At 75.0% G+C, this 13,516-nt stretch carries 11 protein-coding genes; 5 read left to right on the top strand and 6 right to left on the bottom strand.

Going from position 1 to position 13,516, the window contains the following annotated elements:
* Positions 1-20: 20 nt before the first annotated feature.
* Entirely contained in the window at positions 21-815 is a 795-nt protein-coding gene (locus HOP40_RS36035; RefSeq protein ID WP_172161424.1) for a carboxymuconolactone decarboxylase family protein, read from the top strand.
* Positions 816-855: 40 nt separating this feature from the next.
* Here HOP40_RS36035 and HOP40_RS21670 read toward each other — a convergent pair whose 3' ends face one another.
* From HOP40_RS21670 to HOP40_RS21695, 6 genes are read right to left on the bottom strand one after another with little or no spacing between them, the layout of a single operon-like run.
* On the bottom strand, positions 856-1,719 hold the full coding sequence (locus HOP40_RS21670; RefSeq protein WP_172161426.1) for a bifunctional 5,10-methylenetetrahydrofolate dehydrogenase/5,10-methenyltetrahydrofolate cyclohydrolase: 864 nt from the start codon (positions 1,717-1,719) through the stop codon (positions 856-858).
* 12 nt (positions 1,720-1,731) lie between these two features.
* Positions 1,732-2,463 (bottom strand): SDR family NAD(P)-dependent oxidoreductase, encoded by a 732-nt coding sequence (locus HOP40_RS21675; RefSeq protein ID WP_205346864.1) that lies wholly within the window; start codon positions 2,461-2,463, stop codon positions 1,732-1,734.
* A gap of 8 nt (positions 2,464-2,471) precedes the next feature.
* On the bottom strand, positions 2,472-3,689 hold the full coding sequence (locus HOP40_RS21680; RefSeq protein ID WP_172161428.1) for an epoxyalkane--coenzyme M transferase: 1,218 nt from the start codon (positions 3,687-3,689) through the stop codon (positions 2,472-2,474).
* 36 nt (positions 3,690-3,725) lie between these two features.
* Positions 3,726-4,745 carry a peptidyl-alpha-hydroxyglycine alpha-amidating lyase family protein gene (locus HOP40_RS21685; RefSeq protein ID WP_172161430.1) on the bottom strand — a complete coding sequence of 340 codons (1,020 nt, stop codon included), beginning with the start codon at positions 4,743-4,745 and terminating at the stop codon, positions 3,726-3,728.
* A complete protein-coding gene (locus tag HOP40_RS21690) occupies positions 4,742-6,007 on the bottom strand; it encodes an amidohydrolase family protein (RefSeq protein WP_172161432.1) in 1,266 nt (421 codons plus the stop codon). Before HOP40_RS21690 ends, HOP40_RS21685 begins: the two co-directional genes overlap by 4 nt.
* A 47-nt stretch (positions 6,008-6,054) precedes the next feature.
* Positions 6,055-8,334 carry a CaiB/BaiF CoA-transferase family protein gene (locus tag HOP40_RS21695; protein ID WP_172161434.1) on the bottom strand — a complete coding sequence of 760 codons (2,280 nt, stop codon included), beginning with the start codon at positions 8,332-8,334 and terminating at the stop codon, positions 6,055-6,057.
* Positions 8,335-8,525: 191 nt separating this feature from the next.
* Here HOP40_RS21695 and HOP40_RS21700 point away from each other — a divergent pair, with 191 nt between their 5' ends.
* The 4 genes from HOP40_RS21700 (at position 8,526) to metK (ending at position 13,464) form a co-directional block, all read left to right on the top strand.
* Positions 8,526-9,461: a LysR substrate-binding domain-containing protein gene (locus HOP40_RS21700; protein ID WP_172161436.1), complete on the top strand. Its 936-nt coding sequence runs from the start codon at positions 8,526-8,528 to the stop codon at positions 9,459-9,461.
* 139 nt (positions 9,462-9,600) lie between these two features.
* Positions 9,601-11,121: a hypothetical protein gene (locus tag HOP40_RS21705; protein WP_172161438.1), complete on the top strand. Its 1,521-nt coding sequence runs from the start codon at positions 9,601-9,603 to the stop codon at positions 11,119-11,121.
* Position 11,122: 1 nt separating this feature from the next.
* A complete protein-coding gene (locus HOP40_RS21710) occupies positions 11,123-12,232 on the top strand; it encodes a hypothetical protein (protein WP_172161440.1) in 1,110 nt (369 codons plus the stop codon).
* A complete protein-coding gene (gene metK / locus HOP40_RS21715; protein WP_172161442.1) occupies positions 12,229-13,464 on the top strand; it encodes a methionine adenosyltransferase in 1,236 nt (411 codons plus the stop codon). The genes HOP40_RS21710 and metK overlap by 4 nt, the downstream gene beginning before the upstream one ends.
* Positions 13,465-13,516: the final 52 nt, after the last annotated feature.

Here is a 13,516-nt window from a genome sequence, read left to right on the forward strand (position 1 = left end):
GCCCCTGCGACAGGAGAACCATGTCCACGACGCACGACCAGGCACGACTGACCCCCGAGCAGCAGGAGATCAAGGACGAGTTCGTCCGGGTGCGCGGCACCTGGGGCGAGCCGTGGGAGCGGATGCTGGAGCTCGACCCGGCCTTCGTCCGCGCCTACCTGCACTTCTCCGCGGTCCCCTGGACCGGCACCACGCACCTGGAGCCGAAGGTCAAGGAGTTCGTCTACATCGCCGCCGACGCGGCCGCCACCCACCTCTACGCGCCCGGCATCCGGCAGCACGTCGCCGCCGCGTTCGACCACGGCGCGACGACCGAGGAGATCATGGAGGTGCTCGAGCTGACCTCCACCCTCGGCATCCACGCGAGCAACATCGGTGTGCCCCTGCTGCTGGAGGTGCTGGAGGAGGAGGGCCTGCGCGACGGCCCGGCCCCCCTCGACGAGCGACGGGAGCGGCTCAAGGCGGAGTTCACCGCGAACCGCGGCTACTGGCACGGGTTCTGGGACGGGCTCCTCGAGCTCGACCCCGACCTCTTCGAGGCCTACATCGAGTTCTCGTCGGTGCCGTGGAAGACGGGGCCGCTGCCGCCGAAGGTCAAGGAGCTCGTCTACATCGCCTTCGACGCCTCGGCGACCCACCTCTACGTGCCGGGCCTCAAGCTGCACATGCAGAACGCCGTGCGCCTGGGGGCCACGGCCGGCGAGGTCATGGAGGTGCTCGCGATCGTCAGCGTGATCGGCATCCACGCCGCCACCACCGCGGTGCCCGTCCTCGCGGAGATCGCGGCGGAGCGGGCGCGGTCCGCGGCGTCCTGAGCACTCCTGACGGCAGCGCGGCAGCGCGGCCGCGCTGCCGTCAGTCCGGCGGCGCGGCCCGCGCGGCGGCGTCGACGAGGTTGCGGAAGAGCATGGCGACGGTGGTCGGGCCGACCCCGCCGACCCGCGGGGTGATGGCGCCCGCGACCTCGGCGCAGGACTCGTCGACGTCGGGCAGCAGGCGCCTGCCCTCGTACCGGACGCCGCCGCCGACGACCGTCGCGCCCGGCCGGACGTGCTCGGGCCGGACGATCCCCGGCACCCCCGCCGCGGCGACGAGGATCTCGGCGCGCCGCGTGTACCGCCCCCAGTCCGGGACCCCGGTGTGCACGACGGTGACGGCGGCGTCGGCGGTGGGCCGCTTCTGGGACAGCAGCAGCGCGAGCGGCCGGCCGAGCGTGGGGCCGCGGCCGAGGATCACCACCTCGCGGCCGGCCACGGGGATCCCGTGGAAGGCGAGCAGCTCCTCGATGCCCGCGGGCGTGCAGGGCAGCGGGCCGGGCAGCCCGGCGGCGAGGCGTCCGGTGTTCACCGGGTGCATGCCGTCGACGTCCTTGTCCGGGTCGAGCCCGGCCAGCGCGGCGTCGTGGTCGAGGTGCCCGGGGACCGGGTGCTGGACCAGCAGGCCGTGCACCGCCGGGTCCACGCTGAAGCCGCGGACCGCGGAGACCAGCTGCTCCTGCGTGGCACCGGCGGGCAGGTGCGCGTGCGGGGACGCGATGCCCAGCCCGGCGGCCTGCCGCTGCTTGATGCGGATGTAGCCGGCGGAGGCCTCGTCGTCACCGACCAGGATCGTGGCCAGGCCCGGGACCACGCCCCGGCTGCGCAGTGCGGCGACGCGGGCGGTGACGTCGGCCAGGACCCGTTCGGCGACGGGCCCGCCCGGGAGGAGTCGTGCGGTCATGGATCCCTCCTGCTACTGGGCGACGTACCCGCCGTCGACGCTCAGGACCGCCCCGGTGATCCCGCCGGCCGCGGGCGAGGCGAGGAAGCCGATGGCCTCGGCGACGTCGGTCGGCGTGGAGATCCGGCCGAGGGGGTGGCGGGACAGCACGGCGGCCGCGGTCGCCGCCGGGTCCGGGTCCGCCGCACTCGCCCCGGCGATGAAGTCGGTGTCGATCGCCCCCGGGGCGACGGCGTTGACCCGCACCCCCCGCGGCGCCAGCTCGACCGCGAGCTGACGGGTCAGCTGCACGAGCGCCCCCTTCGTCATCGCGTAGAGGGACTGGTCGCGCATGCCCACCAGACCGGAGATCGACGTGACGTTCACGATCGACCCCCGCGTCCGCGCCAGCGGTGCGACGGCCGCCCGGGAGTGCACGAACGCGCCCCGGACGTTCGTCGCGAACAGCAGGTCGAAGTCGGCGTCGGTCGAGTCCTCCACCGGCCTGCGCAGGAACCGCGCGGCGTTGTTGACCAGCAGGTCCAACCGGCCGAACCCGCTCTCGGCGGCGGCCACGGCGCGCGCCGCGGACGCGCTGTCCGCGACGTCGCCGACCAGGGCCCGCACCTCGTCGCGCCCGCCGAGCTCGGCGACCGCGGGGGACAGGTCGGTCGCGACGACCCCGTACCCGTGCTCCACGAGGAGCCCGACGAGGGCCGAGCCGACCCCGCCCGCCGCGCCGGTGACCAGGGCGACCCGGTCCACCGCGCGCCCTACGCCCAGAGCCGGGAGCCGGCGATCCGGGCGCCCTCGCCGAGCGCCCGGAGCTTGGCCCACACGATCTCCTCGTGGCCCACCCGGGAACCGATGCCGCAGTCGGTGCCGGCCTGCACGTTCTCGCGGCCCAGCACGCGCGCGAAGTTGGTGATGCGCTCGGCGACCAGCTCCGGGTGCTCCACGAGGTCGGTCGCGTGGGACACCACGCCGGGCATGACGATCTTGCCCTCGGGCAGGGTGACGTCCTCCCACACCCGCCACTCGTGGGCGTGCCGGACGTTGCCCGCCTCGAACGCGTAGCAGTGGGCGTCGATCTGCACGAGCAGGTCGACGACGTGCCGGAACTCGATGTCGGTGGTGTGGGGCCGGTGCCCGCTGCCCCAGCAGCAGTGGAAGCGCACCTGCTCGGTCGGGAGCCCCTCGACGGCGTGGTTGATCACCTGCACGGCGAGCCCGAGGTAGCGGCGCAGGTCCGCGACGCTCCACTCCGGGTGGAAGGTCCACGTGGTGAGGAACTCCGGCTCGTCGACCTGCACCACCAGCCCGGCGTCGGTGATCGCGCGGTACTCCTCGCGCATCACCTCGGCCACCGACATCAGGTACTCCTCCTCCGACGCGTAGTACTCGTTCACCGCGCCGGCGCCGAGGCTGAGGGGGCCGAGCGCGGCGATGAAGCCCTCGGCGTCGACGCCCGCGCCCTGGTCGTCGCGGGCCTTGAGGGCGTGCTGCAGCGCGGTGATGTCGGACTCGATCGCCGCGTGGCCGACGTAGCGCACGGGCTCGACGCAGACCCGCGGCCGCGACGGCGGCACCGGCGCGCCCGGCGTCGAGAACCCGGGCCGGACCGAGCCGCCCGACCCCGCCATCCACAGGCCCGAGGCGTACACGCCGGGGAACAGGGCACGGTCGCGCTCGGCGACGCCCCCGCGCTTCGGCGGCACCGTCCCGGGCTCGCGCACCTCCCAGCCCGTGACGCGGGCGTGGATGTAGCCGGCGTAGGCCCCGGCCGCCCCCGCCTTCACGTACTCGCCGTCGTTGATCGTGTCGATCCCGCTGGCGATCTGCTGGTCGACGACCTCCTGGACCGCGGTGGGCAGCCGCGTCTGGACGGCCGCCTCGTCGCGGTCGGGGGAGGCGAGCAGGGCGTCGAGATCGGGGGGCAGGGGCAGGTTGCCGCCGTGCGAGGTCCGGATCCGACCGTCGTTGCGCTTCATCGTGGGTCCCTCCTGGTGGAACGTGGACCGATCGGCTCAGCTGATCGGGGTGAACTTCTGGAGCTGGTGGTCGGCCATGTCGGCAGGCACGCGGCCCGTCGCGACGCCGAAGGTGCCGGTGACCTCGGCGACGTAGACGGCCCCGGTGGAGTCGACGGCGATGCCGTGCGGGGCGACGAAGTTGCCGGGCGCGTCCCGCATGACGGTCGAGGCGCCCCAGCGCGCGACCACCCGCCCGTCGCGGTCGTAGACCGAGACCCGCCCGGGCCGGTCGGTGGTGGACGCGCCGCCGGTGAACGACGCGCTGCCGGCGGGCCGCCACAGCTCGGCGACGTAGACGAGCCCGGCCGCGTCGACGGCGATGTCGGACGGGCGCTGCACGTCGGTCCACTCGGTGCGGTAGCCGCCGTCGAGGTCGAAGACCTGGATGCGCTCGTTCTCCCGGTCGCCGACGAGCAGCAGACCGTCCGGGGTCGCGCAGATCGCGTGCGGGAGGTGGAACTCGCCGGGGCCGATCCCGATGCCGCCGAACGACCCGAGGAGCTCGCCGTCGGGGGAGAGGCGGTGGACGCGGCAGTTGCCGTAGCCGTCGGCGACGTAGAGGTCCCCGGTGGGCGCGACCGTGAGGTTGGTGCACCCGTTGAAGGGGCCCGCCGGACGCTTGACCGTCTCGTTGAGGTGGACCACGGTGGGCCCGCGGCGCCCGTACCCGGTGTCGGACGGCGACCCGGGGGTGCCGATGGTCTGCAGCAGCCGGCCGTCCGGGGTGAACCGGCGGATCGTGTGGTCGCCGCAGTCGACGCAGTACACGGTGCCGTCGGGTGCGACGGTGAGGCCGTGCGGGGTCGTGAACAGGCCGTCGCCCCACGCCGCCCGGACCGTGCCGTCGGGGTCGAGGACGACCACCCCGTCGCGGTCGCGGGTGAAGAGGTAGACGAGGTCGTCCGCGTCGACGTCGACGGCCGCCACGTCGGTGTGGGCGAGCCGCGCGGGCAGCCGGCCCCACCGGTCGTCGACGGTGTACCGGAGGCCGGGACGGGTCGGGGCGAGCGTCATCGCGCACCTCCGGCCACGGACGCGGCGTCGGCGGGCAGGAACCCCCACGGGTGGGTGCCCCAGCCGGGGGCGACCGGCTCACCGGCCCGCAGCGTCAGCACCGGTGCGATGCCGTGGTCGCCGGAGAACCGGGCCTTCGTGGTGTCGAGGAACGTGAAGTCGCCGCCGACCAGGTCGAGGACGGTGAGGTCGGCCTCCCGCCCGACGGCGATGGCCCCGATCTCGTCCTGCAGCCCGATCGCCGCGGCGGCGCGCCCGGTCGTCATGGCGACGACCTCGCGGAAGGAGTAGCCGACGGCCATGAACTTCGCCATGCACTCGACGAGGCTGTGGAAGCCCTGCCCGACGAGCGTGACGTCGCTGGAGATCGTGTCCGGGTGCAGGCCGCGCTCGGCCTGCTCGCGGGCGACCGCGTACCCGAAGTTCCCCATGCCGGGCGCCGGGTCGAGGACCACCCCGCGGGCGCGTGCCTCGGCGAGCATCGGGAACGTGGCGTCGACGTCGTCCATGACGCCGCCCGCGTTGGGCGTGCAGAGGTGGGTGAGCACGTCGCCGGGCTCGAGGGCGTCGATGAGGTGGCGGGTGACCTCGCCCATCCGCTCGGGCCGGGGGCGGTCGGCCGCCCGCAGGTCGCCGATGTGGACCATCAGGGGCACGTGGTGCTCCCGCGCGACCTTCTTCGACCGGTCGACGATCTCCTCGCCCCGCTCGGTGACGATGTCGCCGACGAGGCGCAGCTTGATTCCCGCGACGAGACCCGGGTTGTGCTCGACGCAGGCCGCGATGGCGCGGTCGTCGATGTCGTCGAGGCTCCCGAGGTCGGCCCAGCCGGGCATGGTGTGCGCGAAGCTGCCGATGTTGGCGAACACGACGACGCGGGTGGCCGCCGCCGGCAGGATGTGGGCGGGGAAGACGCCGATGTTGGCGACCCCGACGGAGCCGCAGTCCACCACCGTCGTCACGCCGGACCGGACGCCGACGTCGTCGGGGTCGCAGCAGGCCATGCCGACCCCGGGCGTGGTGGCGCCGTGGGCGACGTGGGTGTGGATGTCGACGAGCCCCGGGACGACGTAGCGGTCGGCACCCCGGATCTCGACGACCCGGCGGGCGCGGGCCGGGTCGAGCCCCGGTCCGATCTCGACGATGCGCCCGCCGGTGACGGCGACGTCCATCCGGCCGTCGAGGCCGGAGCCGGGGTCGAGGACGTGCCCGCCGCGGATCAGCAGGTCGTAGGAGGGGGTTCCGGGGGGTCGTTCGGGCACGGTCGCTCCCGTTCGGGTTGCGGTCGGAGGGGGACGCGGGGACGGGATCAGGCCGGGGGCCAGCCGGGGGGCAGGTCCTCGGTCTGCAGGGCCCACGCCCGTGCGAGGGCGGGCAGTGCGGCGGCGAGCCCGGCGTCGGCGAGGACCTTCTCGGCGTCGGAGCCGGGGCGCCGCGCCGGCGCGCCCACGCGCAGCGGGGTGGCCGACAGGCCGAGGGTGACGCCGGGCGCGGTCACCTCGCCCACCTCCTCCGACTCCTGCGTGACGACCACGCCGCGCGCCCGCGCGGACGGGTCGGCCATCACGTCGGCGAGGCCGAGGACGGGGTGGGCGCCGAAGCCCGCGGCCGCGAGGTCGGACACCCAGTCGACGACCCCGCGGCGGGTCAGGAGGTCCGCCAGGACCGGGGCGAGCCCGGGTCCGAGCGGGTCGAGGCCTGCGAGGTCGTGCAGGCCCGGCACCGCGGCGAGGCGCGGCAGGTCGGCGGGCTCGGCGGCCAGCGCGAACCAGCCGTCGGCGGCGCGGTGGAAGCCGTGCAGGGGGTGCTCGCCGAGCGCCCGGGGGCCCCGCGGCCCGTCGTCGCCGCCGACGAGCAGCCGCGCCTGGTGGTGGCCCGCGGTGCGGGCCAGGGAGGTGGCCAGCGCGAGGCCCGCACCGGTCGTATCGCGCCGCAGCACCCCCAGCACGGCGGCGTAGGCGCCGAGCACCCCGGTGCCGTAGTCGAGCAGGTTGTAGGGGCCGAGCACGGCGGGCGGGCCGTCGCCCCCGGCCCGGTCCATGATCCCGGTGACGGCCTGGGCCTGGGTCTCGTAGCCGCGCCCGGTCGCCCACGGCCCGGTGGTCCCGTAGCAGCTGATCGACACGTGCACGACCTGCGGGTGCCGGGCGAGCACGTGCGCGGCGCCGATGCCGTAGCGCTCCGCGGTGCCGGGGGTGAAGTTCTGCAGGACCACGTCGGCCCGCGAGGCGAGCGTCCAGAAGAGGTCCTGGCCGGCCGGGCGCCGGACGTCGAGGAGCAGGGAGTCCTTGCCCCGGTTGACGACGCCGTGCGCGCCGACCCGGCGCTGCGGCGCGTTGATCTTGGTGACCGTGGCGCCCAGCTCGCCGAGCAGGCGCGCGCTGGTCGGGCCGGCCAGGATCTGGGTCAGGTCGAGCACCCGCAGCCCGGCAAGCGGCCGGATCCGTTCCCGCGACGGGCCGGGCGCGGTCCGCGGGCGGGTGGAGGCGAGCTCGCGCAGGACGTCGTCGCGGTCGGCGTCGGGCAGGTGCCGGGGACGCAGGCGGGCCGGCCGCGCGCCGGGCCCGACGACCTCGACCGCCGCGCCGGGCACCGGGACGGGGCCCAGCACCGGGTCGTCGAGGAGCACGACGGTGCCGGACTCCAGGGCGTGCGGGGTCCGCAGCCACTCCTGCGCCGTCCGCACCAGGGCCAGCGGCACGCCGGCACGGGCGCCGAGCGCCTCCCACTCGGCGGCGGGCCGCGTGGCGAACAGGCCGGTCAGGCGGGTGCGCAGCAGCGCGTCGTCGGTGGTCGACGTCCACTCCGGACGGCCGGCGGCGTCGAGGAACCAGGTGAGGAACCGCCGGTCGGCGCCGATCGGGTTGTACTGGACGTGGCGGCCGTCGGCGCAGGCGTAGGTGCCGCTGCCGTTGGCCCGCAGCGGGAGCTGGACGGGGACGCCGCGCGCGGTCGGGTGGGCGCCCGCGTCGGCGATCGTCTCGAAGACGGCGTCGAAGAGGGGGGCGGTCACCTGCTGCCCGCGGCCCGACCGGCGCCGCTCGACGAGCGCGGCGACGACGCCGACCGCACCGAGGAACGCGGCGACGTTCGAGGCGACCGGGACCGCCGAGTAGGTGGGCCGGGCCGGGTCCCACCCGGGCGGCTGCTCGCCGGCCCGCAGGCGGCAGTTCGCGGTGGCCGCGTCGACGACGCACTCCCACCCGGGCAGGTCGTGCCGCGGGTCGTCCGGTGCGAAGGCCGGCAGCGAGAGGTGGACCAGCCGCGGGGCGCGGTCGCGCAGCTGCTCGTAGCCGAGCCCGAACCGGGACAGGACGCCCGGGCGGAGGTTGTCCACCACCACGTCGGCCCGCTCCGCCAGCCGCCGGGCGACGTCGAGGTCGGCGTCGTCGGTGAGGTCGAGCGTGAGGCGCCGCTTGCCGCGGAGGTAGAAGGCGTCGGACGCGGCGTCGGCGTCGGGGGCGCCGGGGCGGTCGACGTGCACGACGTCGGCCCCCTGGTCGGCGAGCAGCAGCGAGGCGAGCGGTCCGGCGACGTGCCCGCCGAGGTCGACGACCCTGATGCCCTCGAGCAGGTCCGGGTCCGGCATGCCGTGTTCCCCCTGGCGTCGTCGACCGTGGCGGCGGGCGGGTCGCCCGGTGTCGGGAGCGTCCCCGTCATCGGAGCGTAGGGGCGGGGGAGCGCCCCGGACGGCGACGGGAACTCCGCCCGCTGTTGAGCTGAGCGCAACGGTCGGAGCCCGGTTGACGCCACCCGGACGGGTCACCGAGACTCGGCCCCGTGAACGCGGACGGTGGCGGGGGGATGCACCTGCCACCGCTGAACGCGCTGCGCAGCTTCGAGGCGGCCGGCCGGTTGGGCAGCATCCGGGCCGCGGCGGCCGAGCTCTACGTGACCCCCGGCGCCGTCAGCCGCCAGGTCCGGGTGCTGGAGTCCTGGCTCGGCGTGGAGCTGTTCCGCCACGACGGCCGGACGATCCAGCTCACCGGCACCGGGGCGCGCTACCTGCGCTCGGTCACCGAGCACCTCACCGGGATCGCGGCGGCCACTGACCGGGCGACCGGTCGCGGCCGCGCCGAGGAGGCGCTGCGCATCCGGTCCTACACGCTGCTCGCCAGCACCTGGCTGATCCCGCGGCTGACCCGCTTCCGGCGCAGCCAGCCCTGGATCGAGATCGAGCTCGTGACCTCGAGCAGCCCCTCGGACTTCGGCAACCGCGACGTCGACGCCGAGATCCGGCCCGGTGCGTCGGGGCCGTGGCCCGGCCTGGAGGCCGACCTCGTCGTCGACGCCGACCTGGTGCTGGTCTGCAGCCCCGGCTACGTCGAGGAGTACCGGCTGCGCGAGCCAGGGGACCTGCGACGGCTGCCCGGCGACGGGTTCCTGCGCTCCGCGGCGTCGCCGCAGCTGTGGCGGATGTGGTTCGAGGCCGTGGGCGTCGACGGCGCCGACGTCACCCGCGGGCCGATGTTCGGCGACTCCACGCTCGCCTACCAGGCCGCGGCGGCGGGCCACGGCGTCATGCTCGCCCCGATGCCCTTCGTCGAGCCCGACCTGGCCGCGGGCCGGCTCGTCGCGCCCTTCCCGGACGTGCCGCGTCCGGCCATGCAGTTCTACCTCGTCTACCCGGGCGACCAGCCGCACCGCAAGGCGTTCACCGCCTTCCGCCGCTGGCTCCTGGCCGAGGGACGAGCGGCGGCCGCCGCCGAGGCGTGAGTTGACTTCCGCTCACGCTTCCCCGCACTAACTGTCCTGCTCAGGCCCCGATCCCGGTCATACGGTCGGTGTGCGACGCAGTCCGTGGAGCTCGTCCCGGACGTTCCGCAGCACCCGCCAGCGCCCGAGAGGGGATGTCATGCTCGTCGACTTCCGGCCACACACCCGCCTGCGGGGCTCCAGGCCGGTGGACATCGGGGCCACGGTCGTCCCGGTCCTGGAGGCCCTGAGCGACTCGCCGGTCGACCTCGGGAAGGTGCGCGTGGTCGCCGACTGGGTGCAGTACCGGGAGAACTTCCGCGGGGTCGTCGACCTCCGGCCGATCCTGCACGTCCCCGCGGCGCGCGGGCCCGCCGGGACCGTGCCGGTGCCGATGGGGACGCGCGAGGACGACCTGGAGATCGCGGTCGACGTCCGGCGCAGCGCCGACGTGCCGCTGCGGGAGCTGGCCGCCGAGCGGCTGCGCGAGCGCTCCGACCACGTCGTGCTGGAGGACTGGGGCCGCGGCAGCGAGAGCTGCATCTGGGACTTCAACGCCCTCTACTGGTCGGCGCTGGAGCTGTGGGAGAAGGCCAGCGGCCAGGGCTACGAGCAGGCGCTGCCCGGGGGCGAGAGCGACGCCCGCAACACCGACGCCGCGCGCGAGCTCGTCGACGAGCTGTTCGCGGTGTGGGACCGGCTGGCCGAGGCGCGGGCGCTGCCCGAGGAGCTGTACGTCGTCGAGCTGGGCGTGGGCAACGGCGGGCAGGCCAAGGTCTTCCTCGACACCTTCCGGGAGCGCGACCGCGACCGCGGCACCGGCTACTACCGGCGCCTGCACTACCTGATGTGCGACTACTCCCAGCACGTCCTGGACCTCGCCCGCGAGACCGTGTCCGAGCACCTGGACCACGTCAGCGCGTTCGCGCTCGACGCCGTGCGCCCGCTGACGGCCCTGGGGTTCCTGCAGTTCAAGGTGTTCCTCGTCTACGTGTCCAACGTGTACGACAACCTCCCCACCGACGAGGTCGCCCACCTCGGGGGCCGCACCTACTGCGTCGAGACCCGCGCCTACCTGCCGGCCGAGGCCGCCGCCGAGCTGGCCGCCGAGCTGTCGGCCGGCGTCGACGAGCTGCCGGGGCTGGTGCACAAGCTGCTGCGGCTCGGCCCGGGCCTGCTGCCCGAGGCGGTGCCGCAGCACGTGCCCGATGTCGACCGCGCCGTCGCGTTCTGGCGCCGGACCTGGGAGGCGCTGCGCCTCGAGGAGCGCTACGTGCCGCTCGCGGGCCTCGACACCTACGCGCTGTCGGACCCGACGGTCCGGAACGGGGACGCCGCGGAGACGTCGCTGGGCGGTGAGCTGCTGGGCCCGCTGCTGCAGTCGGGCGCGGACCTGCGGATGCACGTCAGCAACGGGGCCGTGACCAGCTTCGTCGAGAGCCTGAAGCTGCTGCACCCCTACGGCACCCTCGTGTGCCACGACCTGTTCGTGACCGAGGTCGAGGGCTACCGCACGCACTTCCGCGGGCCCGGCAAGTACGACGGCTCGGTCGTCAACTGGGTCAACGGGCCGCTGCTCGCGCACGTCGGACGCCGGCACGGCTTCGACATCCGCTACGAGCGGTTCCGGCACCGCTCCGGCGGCAACATCGTCACGATGTCCGCCCAGGTGGGTGACTGAGGTGGGCGCCCCGACCGAGCTGCTGCGACCGCTCGCCACCACCGTGATCGGGTCGTGGCCCGTGCCGGAGTGGCTGGCCCGGCTCAAGACGGACTGGTTCCGCGGCCGGATCAGCCACCGGCAGATGCAGGACGTGCACGAGACGGCGATCAAGGCCGCGCTGCGCGACCAGGAGCAGTGCGGCATCGACCTCGTGTCCGACGGCGAGCTGCGCCGGGACAACGACGTCGACTACGTGCTCGCGCGGATGCCCGGCGTGGAGATCGCGCACACCGCCAAGGACTTCTACTTCGACTACTACGCGCCGCAGGTCACCGCCCCGCTCCCGGAACCCGCCGGGCCCGGCCCGCTCGGGCTCGCCGACGACTGGGCGTTCACCGCCGCCCAGACCGACCGGCCGATCACCTTCTCCCTGACGGGCCCGTTCTCGCTGGCGCACCGCATCCGCGGCAACGGGTACGGGGAGCGCCGCGAGCTGGTGCTGGCGGTCGCGCGCCAGCTCAACGCGGAGGCCCGGGCCCTCGCGGCGCGGGGGGCCACCCGCCTGCAGCTCGACGAGCCGTTCCTCGCCGGACACCCCGGTGAGGTCGACGTCGCCGTCGAGGCGATCAACCTCGTCACCGAGGGCGTGGACGTGTCGTGGGGGCTGCACGTCTGCTACGGCAACCGCTACGCCCGCCCGTCCTGGGAGGGGCACTACGACTTCCTGTTCCCCGCGGTCCTCGAGGCCGCCGTCGACCACCTGGTGCTCGAGTTCGCCCGCAAGGGCTTCGACGACCTGCCGGTCGTCGCCCGCTACGGCTGGGACCGCGGCGTGGGCGTCGGCGTGATCGACGTGAAGAGCCCGCGCGTCGAGACCCCGGAGCTGGTGGCGTCCCGGATCCGCCGGGCGCTGGAGTTCGTCCCCGCCGAGCGGCTCGTCGTCAACCCCGACTGCGGGCTGCGCCACCTGTCCGGCGACGTCGCCCGCGCCAAGCTCGCCGCGATGGTGGCCGGCGCCGACCTCGTCCGCGCCTCTCTCGGCCCCGCCCAGCCGGCACCCGCCCCGCATCCGTCCGCCCCGCCCGCACCCGCCCCGGAACCGGCCCTCTCGCAAGGAGCAGTCACATGACCCAGTCCGCCCCGCACGACATGCTGTTCACCTCGGAGTCGGTCACCGAGGGGCACCCCGACAAGATCGCCGACGCGATCTCCGACGCCGTCCTCGACGCCGCCCTGACCGACGACCCGACCGCCCGCGTGGCCTGCGAGACGCTGATCACCACCGGGATGGTCGTGCTCGCCGGCGAGATCACCACCCCGAGCCCGCTCGACTACACCGGCATCGTCCGCGACACCGTCAACCGCATCGGCTACGACAACGGCGACTACGGCTTCGACGGCCACACCTGCGCGGTCCTGGTCGCGGTCGACGGGCAGTCGCCCGACATCGCCCGAGGCGTCGACCAGGCCCGGGAGCACCGCGACCAGGGCTCCGCGGACGAGCTCGACCTGTCCGGGGCGGGCGACCAGGGGATGATGTTCGGCTACGCCACCGACGAGACCCCCGAGCTCATGCCGACCCCGATCGCGCTGGCGCACCGGCTCGCGCGCCGGCTCGCCGAGGTCCGCCGCGACGGCACCCTCGCCCACCTCCGCCCGGACGGGAAGACGCAGGTCTCGGTGCGCTACGTCGACGGGGCGCCGGTGGCGATCGAGCGCGTGCTGGTCTCCACCCAGCACGCCGAGGGCGTCACGCGGGAGCAGCTGACGGGGGAGCTGTGGGAGCACGTGATCACGGCCGTGCTGCCCGACGAGCTCTACGACGCCGACGCGCTGCGCGCCGACCTGCTGGTCAACCCCACCGGCCGGTTCGTCATCGGCGGCCCGGTCGGCGACGCGGGACTGACCGGCCGCAAGATCATCGTCGACACCTACGGCGGGTTCGCCCGCCACGGCGGCGGCGCGTTCTCGGGGAAGGACCCGTCGAAGGTCGACCGCTCCGCCGCCTACGCGGCGCGCCACGTCGCCAAGAACGTCGTCGCCGCGGGCCTGGCCCGCCGGGCGGAGGTGCAGGTGGCCTACGCCATCGGGGTGGCCCGGCCGGTCTCGCTCATGATCGAGACCTTCGGCACGGAGCGGGTCGAGCCCCGGCTCGTCCACAAGCTCGTCACCGAGCACTTCGACCTGCGCCCGGCCGCGTTCCGCCGCGACCTCGACCTGCACCGGCCGATCTACTCCCCGACGTCGGCCTACGGGCACTTCGGGCGCACCGACGTCGACCTGCCGTGGGAGCGCACCGACCGCGCCGAGGCACTGCGCGAGGCCGCGGGCCTGTCGGTCGCCGACGCGGTGGCCCGGTGAGCACCGCGGCGGCCACCGCGCTCCCGACGGCCGCGACCGGGCGCGCCGAGCC

The sequence above is a fragment of the Pseudonocardia broussonetiae genome, from assembly GCF_013155125.1.
GTDB lineage: Bacteria > Actinomycetota > Actinomycetes > Mycobacteriales > Pseudonocardiaceae > Pseudonocardia > Pseudonocardia broussonetiae.